This is a genomic window from Streptomyces sp. W1SF4 (assembly GCF_003950035.1).
GTDB lineage: Bacteria > Actinomycetota > Actinomycetes > Streptomycetales > Streptomycetaceae > Streptomyces > Streptomyces racemochromogenes.
Genome location: NZ_CP034350.1, coordinates 607566 through 626046, shown reverse-complemented (window position 1 = coordinate 626046; position 18481 = coordinate 607566). Strand labels below are relative to the sequence as shown.

Here is an 18481-nt window from a genome sequence, read left to right as displayed (position 1 = left end):
CTCCGGCGCGCTCAGCCGAGGGCGCGGGCGACGAGGAGGGCGACGTCGTCGTGGGTGTCGGGGCGGCGCAGCGCCGACAGCAGCAGGTCGCAGGTCTCCTCGATCGGGCGGTGGGGGCCGGCGAGGAGGTCGGTCAGCGTGAGCAGGCGGGCGTCGATGTCCTGGTCGCGGGTCTCGACCAGCCCGTCGGTGTAGAGCACCAGCTCGTCGCCCTCGCCCAGGGTCACGGCGGTGTTCCCGAAGGGGACGCCGCCGACGCCCAGCGGCACCGCCGTTGGCAGCCGCAGCAGCCGGGGCGGGCGGCCGGCGCGCAGGTGCACGGGCGGCAGGTGGCCCGCCGTGGAGATGTGGCAGAGCCGGCTGTGGGGGTCGTAGACGGCGTAGACGCAGGTGGCCATGGCCTCGCCGAGGTCACCGGTCGCCGCGTCCAGGTGGGTGAGCACCGTGGCCGGGTCGAGGCCGAGGCGGCCCAGCGCGCGGGCGGTGGCGCGCAGCTGGCCCATGGTGGCCGCCGCGTTGATGCCGCTGCCCATGACGTCGCCGACGACGAGCGCGGTGCGGTCCCCGGTGAGCGGGATGACGTCGAACCAGTCCCCGCCGGTCTCGTCGGCCGCGCCGGCGGGCTGGTACCGGTAGGCGATGTCCAGGCCGGGCGCCGCCGGCGGGTGCTGGGGCAGCAGGTGCCGCTGGAGTGCGAGGGCCGCGTGGCGCTGGCGCTGGTACCAGCGGGCGTTGTCGATGGACACGGCCGCGTGGGCGGCGAGTTCGGAGGCCAGGAGCACGTCGTCGGGGCCGAACGGCACCGGGTTGCGGGCCCGTTTGAGGTCGAGGGTGCCCAGGACCTGGCCGCGGGCGATCAGCGGCACCGCCAGGTACGAGTGCACCCCCGCCTCGCCCAGCAGCCGGGCGGCGGCCTCGTCGCGGGCGATGCGGGGCAGGTCCTCGGGCCGCACGTGCGGGACGAGTTCCGGCCGCGCGGTACGGGCGCAGCGGGCCACCAGCCGTTCGGGGCGGTACGACGCGACGTCGCCGACGGGGTCGGCCGCCGCCTCGGCGGGGGTCCGGTACGCGGCCTTCACCGCGAGCGCGCGGAAGCGTACGCCCCGCTCGTCGGCGTCCTCGCCCGGTCGGGGTCCGGTCAGCATGGTGTCGAGGACGTCCACGGCGGCGATGTCGGCGATCTCCGGCACGGCGACGTCCGCCAGTTCCCGGGCGGTGATGTCCAGGTCCAGGGTGGTCCCGATGCGCACGGAGGCGTCCGCGATCAGGGCCAGGCGGCGCCGGGCGTGGGCGGCCGAGACGGCCGCGCGGTGCTGTTCGGTCACGTCCACGACCGAGACCGCGACGCCGAGCACCCGGGCGGCCTGGTCCTCCAGCCGGTAGATCGACACCAGCCAGGCCCGTTCACCGGAGTCCTCGGAGATCTGGCCGGTGGTGAAGTGGTCCAGTACGGGTACGCCGGTCGCCATGACCTCGCGCATGCCGCTCTCGACCGCCGACGCGTCCAGGAAGGGCAGGACCTCGGCGATCCGCTGCCCGATGTGCCGCTCGGACGGCACGCCGTTGATGCGTTCCAGGGCCGGGTTGACCAGGACGTAGCGCAGATCGGTGTCGAGGACGGCCAGCCCGATGGGGGACTGGTCGACCATGCGCAGGGACAGGGCCAGGTCGCGTTCGACGCGGCGCAGGGTGGCCTGCTCCGAGGCCAGGCCCAGAGCGTAGAGCCGGCCGTTGGCGGCCTGGAGGCGCATGTTGCGGAACTCCACGAGGACCGTGTGGCCGTCCCGGTGGCGCACCGGGAAGGAGCCCGCCCACGCCCCCTGGCCCCACATCACGCGGGCGAACAGCTCCAGGACCTCCTCGCGGTCCCGCTCGTCCACCAGCAGGACCGCCGCGTACTGGCCGAGGGCCTCCTGCGCCGAGTAGCCGAAGAGGGTCTCGGCCTGTGGGCTCCACAGGCTGATGCGGCCCTCGGCGTCCAGGACCACGGCGGCCACGCCGAGCACGTCGAGCAGGCCGCCCGTCGCCGGAGATCCCGCTCCGGGGCCGCCGGACGGCGGTTCGGGCTGCGCATCGGCCATCACCGGCGCCTCCTCACCCGGGCGGACTCCCCACCATGCTCATGCCCCGCCGCGGCCCCGGCGACCCGGTCGGGGCCAACGGGTGGTGCCCCCTGACGCGGCACGGCACCGCCGTCGTGTGCGGACGGCGGTGCCGGGCCGGCGGGCGCGTACCGGCGGTACCGGACGGTGCCGGTCAGTACCGGTCAGTACCGGTCAGTACCGGTCAGTGGAAGAGCATGGACGCCCCGCCGGCCTCCGTGGTCACGGATCCCGGGCACAGGAAGCTGCCCGAGGTCTTGGTGGCGGTGAAGGCGCGGTTGACGTACTTCCCGGTGGCCGCGTCGCGGTCCCACGCGATGTTGGTGGCCTTGTAGCGGCAGGACACGAAGCTCTGCTGGCCGGTGATGTCGATCATGTCGGTGAGGGCGGTGGCCCCGGTGGAGCCGAAGGTGAACGACGGGTTGTTGTTGAGGGTGGCGCTGATGCCGCCGCCGCAGGCGAGGTTCCCGCCGGGCCTGTTGATGCTGGTGCGGTCGACGGTGAGGGCGTTGGGGGGATTGGCGCTGGTGCGGGCGTTGGTCCAGGTACAGGTGTTGCCCGCCACGACGATGACGCCGTCGACCTTCTGGTCCGCGGTGGTGCCGAAGGCGGCGGCGCTCGTGACACTGGCGGCCGTGGCCGCGAGGGCCAGTGCGGCGACGGCGAGCTTCGCACGGTGCATCATGTCGCTCCTCTGTGACACGTCCTTGTGGGGGTGTGGTGCGAGGGCGGTGCGGAGGGCGGTGCGGAGTGCGCCACGGAATGTGTCACAGCGGCCTTGAAATGTCATGCACGTGTCACGCATTGGCCGGAATGGGGCCCTGGACGGGGCGGGGGCTCAGGGGACGTCGGTGTCCGTCGGCTCGGCCTCGAACACGTGCGGGGCGTCCCCCTGCCAGTCGATCAGCTCCGGCCCGCCGCCGAGCACCACCTCGTCGGGATCCGGGACCTCCGCGCGGCGCAGGAACTCGATCACGTCCGCGTCGGTGTGCGCCGTGCCGAGGGCCTCGTCCCGGTCCTGGACGCGCAGGGTGACCCGGCGGCCGCCCGAGGGGGAGATGCGGTGGACGACGATCGGCGCGTGCTCCATGCCTCCACCCTGGAGCCGCTCCGCCTCCCGCGCATCCGGGCCGCGTACGGGGCGTACGCGCCGCTCGCGGTCCTCGGACGCCGCTTCGCCTCCGGCGAGATCGACGGGGACGAGTACCGGCGCCGGCCGTCCGGCCTGGACGAGCGGTTCGGACGCTCCCTCGGGGACGGCGCCGCCTGAGCCCCCACCCGGCTCGGGGACGGCACCCGGCGCCGTGACATGCTCACGAAGCAGTCGCGCCGGGGGGCGGGCCCTCACCCGCCCCCGTGATCCGACCCAGGGGGAGACCGACGATGGAACAGACCGGAGCCGTGGAGATCACCTCCGAGGCCGAACTGCGAGAGCTCCTCGGCCCGGTGGCACCCGCGGCCGCCGCGAAGGAACGGCGGTCCCTGCACGAGCACCACCGGCAGTGGATCGCCCGCTCCCCGCTCTGCCTGATAGCGACCTCCGCCGCCGACGGCAGCTGCGACGTCTCCCCGAAGGGCGACCCGCCCGGTTTCGCCAAGGTCCTCGACGACACCACCCTCGCGATCCCCGACCGCCCCGGGAACCGCCGCGCGGACAGCTACCGCAACATCCTCGCCAACCCGCACGTCGGGCTGCTCTTCCTGGTCCCCGGCCGGGGCGACACCCTCCGCGTCAACGGCCGGGCCCGGCTGCTGCGCGACGCCCCGTTCTTCGACACGATGACCGTCAAGGGCCACCGGCCCACGCTCGCCCTCGTCGTGGAGACCGAGGAGATCTACTTCCACTGCGCCCGCGCCTTCCTCCGCTCGGGCCTGTGGCGGACGGACACCTGGGACCCCGAGGCGGCACCCTCCCGGGCGGTCATCTCCAAGGCACTGGAGAAGCCCGAGAAGTCGCTGGAGGAGCTGGAGCACTACTACGGCCCCGCGTACGCGCGGATCGACCTGTACAGCTGACACATCGGGCCCCGCCCGGCGCCCCCGCGCCCGGCCCGCGTGGCAGGCTGGAGGGCATGTGCGGCCGATACGTCTCCACGCGCGGACCCGAGGACCTGTCGGGGCTCTTCCAGGTTCCCGGTCCCGCCCCCGACCTGGTGCTGCCGCCCAGCTGGAACGTCGCCCCGACGGACCCGGTGTGGGCGGTGCTGGAGCGCGCCGACCGGGACAGCGGGGTCCTGGAACGGCAGCTGCGGGCACTGCGCTGGGGGCTGGTGCCGTCCTGGTCGAAGGGGCCGGACGGCGCGGCCAGGATGATCAACGCCAGGGTCGAGACGGTGGGGGAGAAACCCGCCTACCGCCGGGCTTTCGCCACACGCCGCTGCCTGCTGCCCGCCGACGGCTTCTACGAATGGGAGGCCGTCCCCGCCGCCGGGTCCGCGAAGGCGTACAAGCAGCCCTACTTCATCAGCCCCGAGGACGGCTCGGTGCTGGCGATGGCGGGCCTGTACGAGTTCTGGCGCGACCCCGCCGTCGCCGACGGGGACGACCCGGCCGCCTGGTGGGCGACCTGCACCGTCATCACCACCGAGGCCACCGACGCCGCCGGCCGCGTCCACCCCCGGATGCCCCTGGCCCTCGCCCCCGCCGACTACGACGCCTGGCTCGACCCCGCACACCAGGACCCCGACGCGCTGCGGGCCCTCCTCGCCACCCCCGCCGGAGGCCGCCTGACGGCCCGCGCGGTGAACACGGCGGTCAACAACGTGCGCAACAACGGCCCCGAGCTCCTCGAAGACGCCCGCCCCTCCTGAACCACCAACCCCTCCCGTCCCTCACGAACAGGACCCACATGAGCAGCGGCCCGGCCAACGACGCCTACGAGATCCACCCCGGCGTCCCCGACATCGCCACCTACCGCCGACTGCGCGGGGAGACCGGGCTCGGCGCCAAGAGCGTCGAGGGCTCCGCGCTCGGACTGCCGAACTCCTGGTACTGCGTCACGGTCCGGCACGGCGGCGAAACCGTCGGCATGGGCCGGATCGTCGGCGACGGAGGCTGCTTCCTGCAGATCGTCGACATCTGCGTGCTCCCCGAACACCAGGGCCGGGGCCTCGGCAAGCAGATCATGGCGGAACTCTCCGCCGAGCTGGAGCGGCGCGCGCCGCAGGGCACGTACGTGTCCCTGATCGCGGACGGCGACGCCCGGCACCTCTACGCCAAGTACGGCTTCGCCGAGACAGCCCCCGCGTCGGTCGGCATGGCCCGCCTCTTCTAGCCGCCGCTCCGGCCGCCGTCCCCCGGCAGCACCACCACCGGTACCCGCTGCACGAGGTTGTTGCCGAAGCCACCGCGGTTCCAGGGCTGTTCGAGGGGCTGGGCGCGGCCCGCCGCGTCCGTGGCGCGGACCACGAGCACGTGGCCGCCGGGAACGGCCGTCCACGGGGCGCTCCAGGCCTGCCACGCCCAGCCGCCGGGCTCCCGGGCCGCCACCTCGGCGTCCGCCCACGTACGGCCCCCGTCACCGCTCACCTCGACCCGGGTCACCGGCCCGTACCCCGACCAGGCGCGCCCCTCCAGCCGCACCGGCCCGGGCCGCACCACCCGGACGCGGGACATGAAGTCGGGGAACCCCGGCGGGACCATCAGGGCCCTCGGCGCGATCCGGGTCACCGGCTCGCCGGGGTCCTCGGCGGCGGCCCGGTACCGGTAGGCAACGGCCTGCTGGAAGCCGGTGAAGGGCACGTCGGCCAGGGTGACCTCCCGCAGCCACTTCACGTGGGCCATGCCGTACCAGCCCGGCACCACCAGCCGCAGCGGGAAGCCGTGCTGCGGCGGCAGGGGGGCGCCGTTCATCGCGTACGCGAGCAGCACCTCGGGGTCCGTCCCGGTGGCGACGGGCAGGGGCAGGCTGCGCCGGTAGTCCTGTTCCACACCCCGCTCCACCCCGTGGTCGGCGCCGGTGAACACCGCCTCCACCGCCCGCGGCAGTACCCCGGCCTCCGCGAGCACGGTCCGCAGCGGCACCCCCGTCCAGTCGGCGGTGCCCACCGCCTCGACCAGCCACGGCTGGCTCACCGGCCGGGGCGTCAGCCGTGCCCTGCCGTTGCCCGCGCACTCCATGGTGACCCGGCGGGTGACGGCCGGCAGGGCCCGCAGGGCGGCCAGGTCCAGCGACAGGGGAGTCCGCACCCGGCCGCCGACGCCGAGCCGCCAGCCGTCGGCGCCGGACCCGGCCCCGGACCCGACGCAGGGGATGTCGTAGTGGACCAGCACGTAGTGCAGCCCGGGCGGCGTGACCTCGTACCGCAGCGCCTCCAGCGGCAGCCCGTGGTTGCGGGCGGCGAGAGCCAGTTCCTCGACGCTGATGCCCTCGCCCTCGGCGGCCACCCGCGCGGGGGCGCTGACGCCGTTCAGGGGCGCTTCCTCCATCCCCTCATCGTCGCTCGCCGGGACGGCCGCCGCCCGGCGTGCGCACGTCTCACACCGTGCGTACGGTGACGCCGGCCGCGGCGAGGGCGTCGGCCTCGGCCCGCGGCGCCCCCTCGTCGGTGACCACGGCGTGCAGCGCGGAGGCGGGCAGTACGTGCGCGAGGGCGGTGCGCGTGAGCTTCGCGGACTCGGTGACGGCGATGACGCGGCGGGCGGAGGCGATGGCTGCGCGCTTGACGGCGGCGTCGGCCAGGTCGTAGGCGGTCAGGCCGTGCTCCGCGCTCAGGCCGCAGCAGCCGATCACGGCGGTGTCGAAGCGCAGGGCCGCGAGGGAGGCCTCGGTCAGCGGCCCGGTCAGGGCGAGCTCCCCCCTGCGGGGCGCGCCGCCCGGCAGCAGCAGCGTCAGACGCGGCGCGTCCGCGAGGGCGTTGGCGGCGTGCAGGGACAGCGGCATCACGGTGAGCCGGCGGTGGTGCAGGGCGCGGGCCACCTCCAGGCAGGTGGTCCCGCTGTCCAGGACGACCGATTCCCCGTCCGCTACCAGGGCCGCGACCTCGGCGGCGATCCGCCGCTTGGCCTCCAGCCCGTCGCGGGCGCGCAGCGGGAAGGGGGTCTCCTCCCCGCGCAGCAGCAGGCTCCGCGCCCCGCCCCGGTAGCGCTCCAGCACGCCCTGCTCGGCGAGGGCCTCCAGGTCGCGGCGGATGGTCATCTCGGAGGCACCGGTGAGCTCCGCGAGCTCCGTGACGCTGCGGCTGCCGCTCGCGCGGACGGCATCGGTGATCTGCCTCAGGCGGTCTGCACTCATGCTCGCATTGAACAGGATTCATGTTTGAAAGGCAAGTTTCGAACATTGAATGTGTTTGTTATGTTCGATTGTATGCAGCGAAACGCACACGGAACCCGACTCGGACTCCAAGGGCCGCCGCCCCCGTCCGCACGCCTGCGGAACGGACGGCGCGCCACCTTCGCCTACTTCGCCCTCAACGGCTTCCTCATGGGCATGTGGATCGTGCACATCCCGGTGGTGCGGCAGCACACCGGCACCGACCACGCCCTCCTCGGCTGGCTCCTGCTCCTCCTCGGGGCCGGCGCCTTCGCCGGGATGCGGCTGGCCGGACCGCTCACCGACCGCTTCGGCGCGCAGGTGACCGTCCCCGCCGGCGCCGCCCTCTGCGCCGTCGCGCTGGTGCCGCCCGCCTGGGCGGCCGACGCGCCCGCGCTGGGCGCCGCACTGCTGCTGCTCGGCTTCGGCAACGGCTGCCTCGACGTCGGCATGAACACGCACGCCGTCCAGGTGGAACGCGGCTACGGGCGGCCCGTCATGTCCGCCTTCCACGCCGTCTTCTCCGTCGGTGGCGCCCTCGCCGCGCTCGCCGGCGCCGCCGCCCTGGGCCTCGGCCTCCCGGCCGCCGCCACCCTCGGGGCCACCGCCCTCGGCGGCCTCCTCCTCGCGCTCCTCGCCGCCCCCGCCCTGCTGGACCCGGACCCCGCGCCCGCCCCCGGCCCGGCCGGTGCCGCGGCCGCGCGCCCCGCCCGCCGGGCCTCCCCGCGCGTGCGGACGCTCGCCGTACTCGCCTTCCTGCTGATGCTCTGCGAGGGAGTCGCCAACGACTGGAGCGCGCTCCACCTGGAGGACTCCCTCGGCGCGCCCGCCGCCACCGCCGCCCTCGCCTACGGGGCCTTCGCCACCGCCATGACCGCCGGCCGGTTCCTCGCCGACCGGGTGGCGGCGCGCACCGGCCCCGTCGCCGTCCTGCGGTACGGAGCCGCCCTCGCCGCGGCCGGCCTGGCCCTGGCCGTGGCCGCGCCCGGCGTCCCGGCCGCCCTCGCCGGCTGGACCCTGTTCGGCGCCGGCCTCTCCGGCTGCGTCCCGCAGCTCTTCAGCGCGGCCGGCCACACGGACCCGGAGGCCGCCGGGGCCAACGTCGCCCGGGTCGCGGGCCTGGGCTACCTCGGCATGCTCGCCGGCCCCGCGGTGATCGGCCCGCTGACCCGCCTCGTACCGCTCGGCCCGGCCCTGCTGCTCCCGGTGGCCTGCTGCGCCTTCGCGGCCCTCGCCGCCGGCGCGCTGCGGCCCCAGGACCCGGGCCGGCGGACACCGGCCGTGTCGCGACGGCGCCCGGGGGCCGGCGCGGGCCGATAGTGGGGGCTGTGAGCGACTCGGAGAGGGATCCCGCGGACCAGGGCGCCGCCGATGCGGCCGCCTGGTCCGGGAGCGAGGGAGCGCGGGCCTTCGCCGCGCTGGAGGCGGCCACGGACTGGCTGCTCGGCTACCCGTTCGTCTTCCGGGCCCTGGCCCGGCGGCGGATCGGCGCCGGGGCCGTCCTCGTGGACTACGGATGCGGCCCCGGCAAGGTCGCCGGGCACGCCGCCCGGCTGCTGGGGGCTCGGGTGGTCGGGGTGGACACCTCGCCCGAGATGCTGGCCCTGGCCCGCACCTCGGACACCGGCGCGGCCGAATACCACCTGGTCGAGGGCGGGCGGGCGGCAGGCCTGGCCGACGGCGCCGCCGACGCCGTCATGTGCAGCCACGTGCTCGCCTCGCTCCCGGACGAGGAATCCGTCCTGGCCGTGTTCCGCGAGGTCCGCCGACTGCTGCGCCCCGGCGGCCCTTTCGTCCTGCTGGCCACCGACCCGGCCTGCACCGGCACGGAGTACGCCTCCCTGCGGATCGGGGAGCCGGGCGCGGTGTACGCGCCGGGCCAGGAGCTGACCGTACGGCTGAGGCGCGCCGACGGCTCCTGGCAGGAGGTCCGCAACCGCGCATGGCCCGTCGGCCTCCTGCCCGGTCTGCTGGAACGGGCCGGCTTCCGGGACGTGGTCCAGCACCGCCCGACGGTGGCGGAGGCGCGGGAGGCGGCGGACCCGGTCCTGGTGGGCAGCCGGCCCTGGACGGCGGAACGGGAGAGGCCGCCCCTGGTGGTCACCACGGCCGTGGCCGCCTGAGAAGGGCCACCGGCAGCCCCGACTCGAACAGGCTTGTTTCATCCAATAGTTCGACTTTCCGGTTATCAAGCCGAAAGTCAGACAATCCTGTGACTCATATGGCAGCCTGCTGCGCACGGCAGGGGGTGCGAAGGCGCCCGGCCGTGACCGGGGAGGTCACATGCGTGGATCACTGCTGCGTAAGTCCCGTGCGGTACTGACGGGTTCCCTGATGGCGCTCGGAGTCGTCGGCCTGAGCGCCGCTCCGGCCAGCGCCTGGACGGGAGGGAACGTCTGGGTCAACTTCGGCAGCTGGAACTGCCCGGCCGGCGGGTCCGTCGTCGGGGTCTACTGGGGGGTGGACGCCTATTCCAGCGGCCCCGCCACCGGGGACTGGGGCGACAACGTCATCTACCCGCGCGTCCGGGTGGGGTCGGGGGCCTACAACACCCTGAGCTACCAGACGATGTGCAAGAAGTGGGGCTGGTACACGTACCGGGGTGTGGTGGGCCAGCGGACGCTGACCCCGTACAAGTCGGGTCTGAGCTACACCTACTGACCGGACGACGGCGGCGCCCCTCCGCCAGGGGGGCGCCGCCGTCCGCCGCGACGAAGCCGGTCAGTGGTCAGCGCCTCAGGATCCGGCGCGAGACGCGGTCGCCCAGGAACTGGGCCGACTGCACCAGCACGATCAGGACCAGTACGGTCACCACCATCACGGACGTGTCGAAGCGCAGGTACCCGTACGTCATGGCCAGGTTGCCCACTCCGCCGCCGCCGACGGTGCCCGCCACCGCGGAGAAGTCGATCAGCGCGACGAGCATGAACGTCAGGCCGAGGACCAGCGGCCCGAGGGCCTCCGGGACCAGCACCGTGAGCAGGATCCGCAGCGGGCCGGCCCCCATCGAACAGGCCGCCTCGACGACGCCCGGCTCCACGGCCAGCAGGTTGGACTCCACGATCCGGGCGATCCCGAAGGTGGCCACGACCGTCATCGGGAAGACCGCGGCATCGGTGCCGATCATGGTGCCGACCACCGCCCGGGTGACCGGGGCGAGGGCCACGATCGCGATGATGAAGGGGACGGGCCGGATGACGTTGATGAACGTCCCGAGCACCGCGTGCACCACCCGGTTGGGCAGGACGCCGCCCTTGCGCGTGGCGTAGAGGGCGAGCCCGACGGCCAGACCGCCCGCGCTGGACAGGGCGAGGGTGATCAGCACCATGTAGACGGTCTCGCCGGTCGCGTCGAGGACCTTCGGCCAGAAGGTGCTCCAGTCGGCCTTCACCGCACACCCGCCTTCCGGCGGCCGGACCGGGCCAGGCCCGCCTCGACGGCCTCCACCGCCGCCCGCTCGCCCCGCAGTTCGATGGTCACGCTGCCCAGCGGGCGCCCGCGGACCTCGCCGACCCCGCCGTGGACGAAGGCGAAGTCGACGCCGTGCTCGCGCAGCAGCGGCGACAGGCCCTCCATGACCGGTACTCCGTCGACGACCGGTACGGTCACGAGCCGGCCCGGATGGCGTGCCCGCAGCCGCTCCAGGAGCTCACCGTCCGGCTCGGCGTGCAGCGCCGAGCGGACGAAGGCGGCCGTGGTGGGGTGCTGCGGCCGCGCGAACACCTCGTACACCTCGCCCGTCTCGACCACCCGGCCGTCCTCCATGACCGCCACCCGGTCGCAGAGGCCGCGTACGACGTCCATCTCGTGGGTGATCAGGACGACGGTGACGCCCAGTTCGCGGTTGACCCGGCGGAGCAGCGCCAGTACCTCGCCGGTGGTCTGCGGGTCCAGCGCGGACGTGGCCTCGTCGCACAGCAGCACCTTGGGGCGGGTGGCGAGGGCGCGGGCGATGCCGACCCGCTGCCGCTGCCCGCCCGAGAGCTGTTCGGGGTAGCGCTTGCCGTGCCCGGAGAGCCCGACGAACTCCAGCGTCTCCTCGGCGCGTGCCCGGGCGGCGGCACGGTCCAGGCCGGCCAGGCGCAGGGGGTAGAGGACGTTGCCGAGGACGGTGCGGGAGCGGAAGAGGTTGAACTGCTGGAAGATCATGCCGATCTCCCGGCGTACGGGCCGCAGTCCGCGCTCCCCGAGGGCGGCCAGGTCCTGGCCGTCCACCAGGACGCTGCCCGAGGTGGGCTCCTCGAGGCCGTTGACCAGGCGCAGCAGGGTGGACTTGCCGGCGCCGCTGTGACCGACGACCCCGAAGACGGTGCCCGCGCCCACGGTGAGGCTGACGTCGTCGACGGCGACGGCGCCGCCGGGGAACTCCTTGCGCACGGAACGGAACTCGACCGCCGGACGGACGGCGGCCGCCGGGGGGCCGGAGGCTGCGGCGCTCACTTCGCCAGCTGCTTGGTGATGCGGGCCAGCTCGGCCTGGAGCTCCGGGGCGGGCAGGTCGATGTGGTGGGCGGTGCCGTTGCTGGTGCGCCGTACCTCGTCCTGGACGGCCTTGGAGGCGTACAGCTTCACGATCTTCGCGTAGTCCGGGTCGTCCTTGCGGTCCGCGCGGGCGGCGATCACGTTGAGGTACGGGACGGACTGCGGGCTCGCCGGGTCGTCCTTGAACAGGGCGGTCTTCGCGTCGATGCCGGCGAGTTCGGCGACGCCGTCGTTGATGATCGCGGCGTCCGCGTCCTTGAGGGTGCGCGGGGTCTGCTGGGCGTTCACCGGGGTGATCTTGATGTGCTTGGGGTTGGCGGTGATGTCGTCGGGGGTGGCGAAGAGGCCGGCGTCCTTCTTCAGCTCGATGACCTTGGCCTGTTCCAGGACGCGCAGTCCGCGGCCCTGGTTGGCGGGGTCGTTGGGCAGGGTGACCGAGGCTCCGTCGGGGAGGTCGGCGAGCTGCTTGTGCTTGCCGGAGTAGAGGCCGAGCGGCACGACCGTGGTCGCGGCGACGGGCGCGATGTCGGTCTTGTTCTCGGTGTTGGACTGGGCGAGGAAGACCAGGTGCTGGAAGGCGTTGAGCTCGATGTCGCCCGCGCTGAGCGCCTTGTTGGGCAGCGAGTAGTCGTCAAAGACCACCGTCTCGACGGTGAGGCCCTCCTTCTTGGCCTCCTTGGCGAGGACCTCCCACTCGGGGGAGTCCCCCGAGACGCCCACGCGGATGCGCTTGCCGTCCGAGCCGCCGGACCCGCAGCCGGAGACGAGCAGCGCGAGGGCGGTCGCGGTGGTGGTGAGGGCGAGGGCGGTGCGGCGGCGGCGCGATGGGGCAGCAGACATCGTGGATCCAGAGGTAGAAGAACGCGTTGAGCGAGGTACCTGTGAACAGTAGGCAGGGATCCGGGTTTTATCTTGATATGAAAGATCGTATTCACGATCCTGCAACGAATGAAAGGCTCAGGGGGTGGGCGGGTAGTGTTCGCCCAGCACCGCGCCGAAGAGCGTCGACACGTCGCGGGCGCTCAGCCCCTGCTCGCGGGCCTCGCGCATCCACTCCCCGAGCCCCGTGCGCAGCGGGGACTCCGGCGCCGTCTGCGGGGTGGCCAGCGAGCGGGTGATGAAGGAGCCGGAGCCCTGGCGCACCTCGACGAGACCGGAACGTTCCAGCTCGCGGTAGGCCTTGAGCGTGGTGTTGGGGTTGACCTTCGTGGTGGCGGCGACCTGCGCGGCCGTCGGCAGCTTGTCGCCCTCGGCCAACATCCCCATCCGCAGGGCCTGTTCCACCTGCTGCACGATCTGGAGGTAGGCGGGCAGTCCGCTGCGGCGTTCGATGCGGAACACGACCACGGTGCCCGCCTCCTTGCTGCTTCTCGGTCCATCCCGGGTTCCGGCTTCCCGGGCTTCGGGGTTCCGGGGCTTTTCCGGTTCCCGGGGTTCCGGGGGTGACGTGCCAGCCTAGGCCGTCAGATCGCCGGCCGTGGTCGAGGCGAAGCCGGCCCCGGGGCCGCCGGCTCCTGCGGAGCCGACACCTGGTGCAGGCGCAGGGCGAGTTGGAGCTCCAGGGAGCGGTCCGGGGACTGCCAGCCGGGGCCGAGGAGCCGGCCGATGCGGTCGAGGCGCTGCACCACGGTGTTCACGTGCACGTGCAGGACCTCCCTCGCCCGCGCCTGGCTCATGCCCGTCGCGAAGTAGACCCGCAGCGTCCCCACGAGGTCGCTGCCGCGCCGGGCGTCGTAGTCCAGCACCGGCCCGAGCACGGTCCGTACGAAGCCCGACAGGTCGGCCCGGTCGCCCAGCAGCACCCCCAGGAAACCGAGTTCCGCGAGCGTGCTCCCGTCGCCGGCCCGCCCCAACGCCCGCAGCGTCGACAGACAGCGCAACGCCTCCGCGTGCGCGGAGTGCAGCCCGCCCGCGCCCTCGCCGGCCCGCGCCGCACCCACCGTGACCGGCGCGCCCACGTTCCGCCCGAGGGCCCCGGCGAGCCGGGCCGCGTCGGCGCCCGCCGCCTCCGAGGGGGCCAGCAGCACGGCGTGGTCGTGGTGGACCCCGGCCAGCCCGTGGCGCTCGCGGGCGTGGTGCGCGGCCGCCGTGAGCAGCCGCGGCCGCGGAACGGCGTCGCTGTGCAGGACGAAGAGGGCGTGCGGACGGTCCAGATCCACGCCCAGCCGGCGGGCCCGCACGGCCAGACCCCCCGGATCCGCGGACGGGCTCAGCAGGTCCCCGAGCAGCTCCCCCCGGATCCGGTCCTCGGTCTGCGCCACCGAACGGCCCAGGAGCAGCAGCAGGGCCGTGACCGTCGCCGCACGCTCGAACAGGCGCCGCCCGGCCTCGTCCAGGCCCGGGCGGCCGGTCAGCGTGATGCTGCCCAGGAGCTCGGGCCCCGCCAGCACCGCGCACACCCAGGTGCCGCCCTCCGCCACGGCCCGGCCGCCGGACCGGGACGCTGCCACGGCCCCGGCCGGCGGAGGGCAGGGCCCGGCCTGCGTACGGGCCAGCTCCCTGCCCTCCGGGTCGTGGACCAGGGTGCCGCCCTCCAGCAGCGCCCCGATCGCGGCCGCCACCTCGGCGACGCCGCCGCCGCGCAGGACGAGGCCGGTCAGCCGGTCGTGCGCCCGCTCCGCCCGGCGCAGCGCGTCGCTGTTCTCCTGGATGGTCCGGGACGCGGCGCCCAGTTCGGCCAGGGCCCGGCGGGTCTCCTCCAGCAGGCGGGCCCCGTCGATGGCGATGGCGGCGTGGTCGGCCAGCGAGGACAGCAGCGCCACCTCGCGCGGGCTGAACTCGCGCGGGCTGCGGTCGGCGGCGAAGAGCACCCCGATCACCTTCGGCCCCAGCCGCAGCGGGACGCCGAGGATGGCGTGCAGGTCCTCCTCGCCGACGGCACTGTCGATGGGGCCGGTGTGCTGGAAACGCGGGTCGCGCTGGTAGTCGCCCGTGGCGTACGGGCGGGCCGTCTGCGCGACGAGCCCGCCCAGCCCCTCGCCCATCCCCAGGCGCAGCTGCTGGAAGGCGGCCGACACCGAGCCCTCGGTCACCCGCATGAAGGTGTCGCCCGCCGCCTCGTCGATCAGCGACAGGTACGTGACGTCCGTGTGCAGCAGCTGCTTGGCCCGGTGCGTGATGGCCCGCAGCACGGCGTCCAGGTCGCGCAGCGCGGCCAGGTCCCCGGCGGTGTCGAACAGCGCGGTCAGCTCCGCCTCGCGGGTGCGGTGCCGGCCCAGCGTCCGGTGGACCTCCAGCGCCACCCCCGTCGCCTCCTCCAGGGCGGCCAGTTCGGCCCCGGACGCCCCGGCGGCGCGCGCGGCCGCCGCGGGCCGCGCGAACTCCTCCGCCGGCGCCCCCTGGGCCAGCAGTCCCAGCAGCTCCCGTATGCCTTCCGTCACGGTGGTCACGCCGGTGAGCATACGGGCGCGGCCCCGGTCAGCCCTTGACGGGGACGGGTGCGGCCGTACGGGCGGCCCGGTCGAGGCTGCGGCCGCGGGTCTCCCGGGCGACGAGCGCGGTCACCGTCGTGACCAGCGCGGCCGCGCAGAGGTAGACGGAGACCGGCACGGAGGACCCGTACTCCTTCAGCAGCTCCACCGCGATGATCGGCGCGAGGGCCCCGCCGATGATGGAGGCGACCTGCGAGCCCATGGAGGCCCCCGAGTAGCGGACGCGGGTGTCGAACATCTCGGAGATGAACGCCGCCTGGGGTCCGTACATCGCCCCGTGCAGCAGCAGCCCGGCCGTCACGGCGAGGGCGATCACCGGGAAGGAACGCGAGTCCAGCAGGGCGAAGAAGACGAACGCCCAGCCCGCCATCCCGACCGACCCGACGAGGGTCACGGCCCTGCGCCCGATCCGGTCCGACAGCGCGCCCCACAGCGGGATCGTCACGAAGTGCACCGCCGAACCGATCAGCACGGCGTTCAGCGCGTCCCCCTTCGGCAGGTGCAGGTGCACGGTCACGTAGACGAGCAGAAACGCCGTCAGCACGTAATAGGAGATGTTCTCCCCGACCCGCACCCCGATCGCCGTGAGCACCCCGCGCCGGCCCGACCGCAGCACCTCCACCACCGGCGGGCGCTGCCGCACCCCCGCCGCCTCCTCGGCCTCGGCCCGGGCCCGCGCCTCCAGGAACGCCGGCGACTCCGACACCGAGACCCGTATCCACAGTCCGACCACCACCAGCACCCCGGACAGCAGGAACGGCACCCGCCACCCCCACGCCAGGAACGCCTCGTCGGACTGGACGGCGGCCAGCAGCGCGAGCACCCCGGTGGCCAGCAGGTTCCCGCCGGGCGCACCGGCCTGCGGCCACGAGGCCCAGAACCCGCGGTGCCGCTCGTCCCCGTGCTCGGCGACGAGCAGCACCGCCCCGCCCCACTCCCCGCCGAGCGCGAACCCCTGCACCAGCCGCAACACGGTCAACAGCACGGGCGCGGCCCCGCCGACGGCGGCGTGCGTCGGCAGCAACCCGATCGCGAAGGTGGCCCCGCCCATCATCAGCAGACTCACCACGAGCAACCGCTTGCGCCCGATCCGGTCCCCGAAGTGCCCGAACACCACCCCGCCGATGGGCCGCGCGGCGAAGCCGACGGCGTAGGTGAGGAAGGCGAGGAGGGTTCCGACGAGGGGGTCGCTGGCGGGGAAGAACAGCGTGTTGAACACCAGCGCGGCGGCGGAGCCGTAGAGAAAGAAGTCGTACCACTCGATGGTGGTCCCGACGAGACTCGCGGCGACGATCCTGCGTATGCCGGACGGGCTGGTTCTGCTCGCTGCGGGGGAGACCATGTGCACCACTTCCAAGGGGTCTGCGGGGACATCGGTGTCGCCACAACGTAGAAGTCCCCAGGTCAGCGGCATATGTGGCGGGCCATCACAATCGGGTGCCGTCTTGTGTGCGTTGGCACCACACCACCATTGGTGGCTCAATTCCACCCTCGGAGTACATCCCTCCGCATCGCGCCGGATATGCAGAATTCCGCCCGCTTTGGCAGGGCGGTACTGACTTCCGTGCTGACTACGCAGCGTTGAACCCCAACATTCGGCGTGGATCGGCTTCGCGAGCTTGTCGCTCGGAGGCCACTAGGAACGGGCGCGGCGGCGACGGAGGCATCGACATCCAGGTGACCGTGGACGGGCGCGTGCGGATCTACCAGCTGAAGTACTTCCCGGACGGCTTCCCCGGCTCGTCCCAGGGCCGCAGAGCGGGCATCAAGCGGTCGTTCAAGAAGGCGCTGGAGCACGATCCTGACGACTGGGTGCTGGTCGTACCGTGCGCGCTGACGCTCTCGGAGCGCGCCTACGTCCAGGATCTCGGTGCGGGGGCGGAGCGACCGCGTATCCGTGTTCTGGACCGGGCATGGCTGGACGACAAGCTGGCCCTCCACGCGGACTTGGAGAGCTCGTTCGTCCGGGACGACCTGCGGGAGGCGGCACGCGACTACAGGGCGGAACTGGCGTTCCTGGCGGGCGGCACCGACGACATCGCCCAAAGGGTCGGTGCCCTGGGCCGGCGCATCGACCGCCTCGATCTGCACTGGTCCATCGACGTCGCCTACCGCAACGGCGCGGTGGTGCAGACCCTGAGGCCGAAGCACCCCCGCGCGCAGCAGGTGAGCCCGATCTACTTCACCGTCCGCGGCCACTTCAAGGACGCCGATCCGGGCCTGACGGCTGCGGTGCGGCGCGTCGTGGGCTTCGGCACCGCCGAGGAACTCATCCTGCCCGCCTCCGCTATCCAGGAGCTCAGCGTGCATGGCCCTGAGTGGCTCCGCATCGACGGCGAGAACGCCGAGGTCCGGATGGAGCCGCTGTCACCCGCCCCGGGCCAGGGGCAGAGCGTCGAGCTGGTCTTTCTCGACGGTTCCGGGGCTGTCCGATCGGTGCACGAGGGAACCGTGCGCGCCATGGGGAAGGGGCAGCTCGGCAGCAGCCTCGACCTGGCGTTCACCGGACTACGGCTCACGTTCTGCCACGCCGACGACGCGAGCGTTCCGACCGCGGCCAGTTGCGCCGTCGACTTGACTGGCCTGTCCTGCCCCGACGCTCTCCAGGCCCTCGACATCTACGGCCAGGTCATGGAGGGAAGCGCCTTCCGCCTGCGCCTCAACGGCGAGGAGCTGGCCGCGGGCACGTTCCCGGGGGCGGGTCTCACCCAGGAGGACCGTGAACGGCTCGCGAGGCTCCGGCTGACCGTGGAAGACCTGCACGTGGTCCAGCAGCACGCACGGCACCACTTCTCCGTCCCCAGCGAGCTGCGGCCGGCCGACCGCGTGCTGCTGCGCATCGCCCGACTCCTCATCGAGGGACACTGCGTCGCCAACCCGTTCCTCGCCAGCCTGAGCATCGAGCTCAACGGCCAGGACTCCCCGGTCCTGCGCGCGCTCTCACGGGCGGAGGCGCCGCCAACAGGGCCCTGCAGGCCCTGGCGGCGGGCCGCGCGGAGGGCCACCACGTCACGCTGCGCCCCGCAGGCGGGGAGCCCTACCGGCTCTACCTCGCCCGCGTCGGCGACACCACCGACCTCAGCACCCTGACCCCCACACCCCTGGAAATCCCCGGCCCCAGCTCCCGGCCGTCCTGAGCGTGCAGGCCAGCAGATTCTTGGTCTTCTGGTGGTACAGCCGACGTACTCATGCTGACCTGCGGAAATGGTCATGCCT

General features: G+C 73.8%; 18 protein-coding genes and 1 pseudogene. 8 read left to right on the top strand and 11 right to left on the bottom strand.

Annotation, left to right across the window (positions count from 1 at the left end; genetic code table 11):
• Positions 1-11: 11 nt before the first annotated feature.
• The 3 genes from D1J60_RS03105 to D1J60_RS03095 all read right to left on the bottom strand — a co-directional run bounded on the left by D1J60_RS03105 (position 12) and on the right by D1J60_RS03095 (position 3192).
• A complete protein-coding gene (locus D1J60_RS03105) occupies positions 12-2081 on the bottom strand; it encodes a SpoIIE family protein phosphatase (protein WP_125820036.1) in 2070 nt (689 codons plus the stop codon).
• Between the two features lie 205 nt (positions 2082-2286).
• Positions 2287-2787, bottom strand: coding sequence for a hypothetical protein (locus D1J60_RS03100; protein WP_241253115.1), 501 nt, complete (start codon positions 2785-2787; stop codon positions 2287-2289).
• A gap of 153 nt (positions 2788-2940) precedes the next feature.
• Positions 2941-3192, bottom strand: coding sequence for a hypothetical protein (locus tag D1J60_RS03095; RefSeq protein ID WP_125820034.1), 252 nt, complete (start codon positions 3190-3192; stop codon positions 2941-2943).
• 57 nt (positions 3193-3249) lie between these two features.
• Between D1J60_RS03095 and D1J60_RS03090 the strand changes: the two are divergent.
• The 4 genes and pseudogenes from D1J60_RS03090 to D1J60_RS03075 all read left to right on the top strand — a co-directional run.
• Positions 3250-3372 (top strand): annotated as a pseudogene (locus D1J60_RS03090) (SHOCT domain-containing protein); the annotation flags it as partial.
• Between the two features lie 113 nt (positions 3373-3485).
• Positions 3486-4118 carry a pyridoxamine 5'-phosphate oxidase family protein gene (locus D1J60_RS03085; RefSeq protein WP_125603105.1) on the top strand — a complete coding sequence of 211 codons (633 nt, stop codon included), beginning with the start codon at positions 3486-3488 and terminating at the stop codon, positions 4116-4118.
• A 56-nt stretch (positions 4119-4174) separates the two neighbouring features.
• Positions 4175-4912 (top strand): SOS response-associated peptidase, encoded by a 738-nt coding sequence (locus D1J60_RS03080; RefSeq protein WP_125820033.1) that lies wholly within the window; start codon positions 4175-4177, stop codon positions 4910-4912.
• A gap of 38 nt (positions 4913-4950) precedes the next feature.
• Positions 4951-5376 (top strand): GNAT family N-acetyltransferase, encoded by a 426-nt coding sequence (locus tag D1J60_RS03075; RefSeq protein ID WP_125820032.1) that lies wholly within the window; start codon positions 4951-4953, stop codon positions 5374-5376.
• Here D1J60_RS03075 and D1J60_RS03070 read toward each other — a convergent pair.
• A complete protein-coding gene (locus tag D1J60_RS03070; protein ID WP_125820031.1) occupies positions 5373-6530 on the bottom strand; it encodes a sulfite oxidase in 1158 nt (385 codons plus the stop codon). The genes D1J60_RS03075 and D1J60_RS03070 overlap by 4 nt on opposite strands.
• A gap of 49 nt (positions 6531-6579) precedes the next feature.
• Positions 6580-7335, bottom strand: a complete 756-nt coding sequence (locus D1J60_RS03065) for a DeoR/GlpR family DNA-binding transcription regulator (protein WP_125605210.1) — start codon at positions 7333-7335, stop codon at positions 6580-6582.
• Positions 7336-7407: 72 nt separating this feature from the next.
• On the opposite strand from D1J60_RS03065, the gene D1J60_RS03060 reads away from it, so the two are divergent.
• From D1J60_RS03060 to D1J60_RS03050, 3 genes are all read left to right on the top strand, one after another.
• Positions 7408-8673 carry an MFS transporter gene (locus D1J60_RS03060; RefSeq protein WP_277607493.1) on the top strand — a complete coding sequence of 422 codons (1266 nt, stop codon included), beginning with the start codon at positions 7408-7410 and terminating at the stop codon, positions 8671-8673.
• Between the two features lie 8 nt (positions 8674-8681).
• Complete coding sequence (locus D1J60_RS03055; protein WP_164720824.1) at positions 8682-9476, top strand: class I SAM-dependent methyltransferase; 795 nt, start codon at positions 8682-8684, stop codon at positions 9474-9476.
• Positions 9477-9636: 160 nt separating this feature from the next.
• Positions 9637-10014: a hypothetical protein gene (locus D1J60_RS03050; RefSeq protein WP_125820030.1), complete on the top strand. Its 378-nt coding sequence runs from the start codon at positions 9637-9639 to the stop codon at positions 10012-10014.
• Positions 10015-10081: 67 nt separating this feature from the next.
• Here the strand turns inward: D1J60_RS03050 and D1J60_RS03045 are convergent, their stop codons facing one another.
• The 6 genes from D1J60_RS03045 to D1J60_RS03020 all read right to left on the bottom strand — a co-directional run bounded on the left by D1J60_RS03045 (position 10082) and on the right by D1J60_RS03020 (position 16607).
• The gene (locus D1J60_RS03045; protein ID WP_125820029.1) at positions 10082-10744 is read right to left on the bottom strand and encodes a methionine ABC transporter permease; all 663 of its coding nucleotides are present in this window, start codon (positions 10742-10744) and stop codon (positions 10082-10084) included.
• Positions 10741-11793 (bottom strand): ATP-binding cassette domain-containing protein, encoded by a 1053-nt coding sequence (locus D1J60_RS03040; protein ID WP_277607492.1) that lies wholly within the window; start codon positions 11791-11793, stop codon positions 10741-10743. Before D1J60_RS03040 ends, D1J60_RS03045 begins: the two co-directional genes overlap by 4 nt.
• Positions 11790-12674, bottom strand: coding sequence for a MetQ/NlpA family ABC transporter substrate-binding protein (locus tag D1J60_RS03035; RefSeq protein WP_125820028.1), 885 nt, complete (start codon positions 12672-12674; stop codon positions 11790-11792). Before D1J60_RS03035 ends, D1J60_RS03040 begins: the two co-directional genes overlap by 4 nt.
• Positions 12675-12791: 117 nt before the next feature.
• On the bottom strand, positions 12792-13181 hold the full coding sequence (locus D1J60_RS03030) for a GntR family transcriptional regulator (protein ID WP_125820027.1): 390 nt from the start codon (positions 13179-13181) through the stop codon (positions 12792-12794).
• 116 nt (positions 13182-13297) lie between these two features.
• Complete coding sequence (locus D1J60_RS03025) at positions 13298-15235, bottom strand: GAF domain-containing protein (RefSeq protein ID WP_125820026.1); 1938 nt, start codon at positions 15233-15235, stop codon at positions 13298-13300.
• 16 nt (positions 15236-15251) lie between these two features.
• A complete protein-coding gene (locus D1J60_RS03020) occupies positions 15252-16607 on the bottom strand; it encodes an MFS transporter (protein WP_125820025.1) in 1356 nt (451 codons plus the stop codon).
• A gap of 341 nt (positions 16608-16948) precedes the next feature.
• Between D1J60_RS03020 and D1J60_RS03015 the strand changes: the two genes are divergently transcribed.
• A complete protein-coding gene (locus D1J60_RS03015) occupies positions 16949-18355 on the top strand; it encodes a hypothetical protein (protein WP_125820024.1) in 1407 nt (468 codons plus the stop codon).
• Positions 18356-18481: the final 126 nt, after the last annotated feature.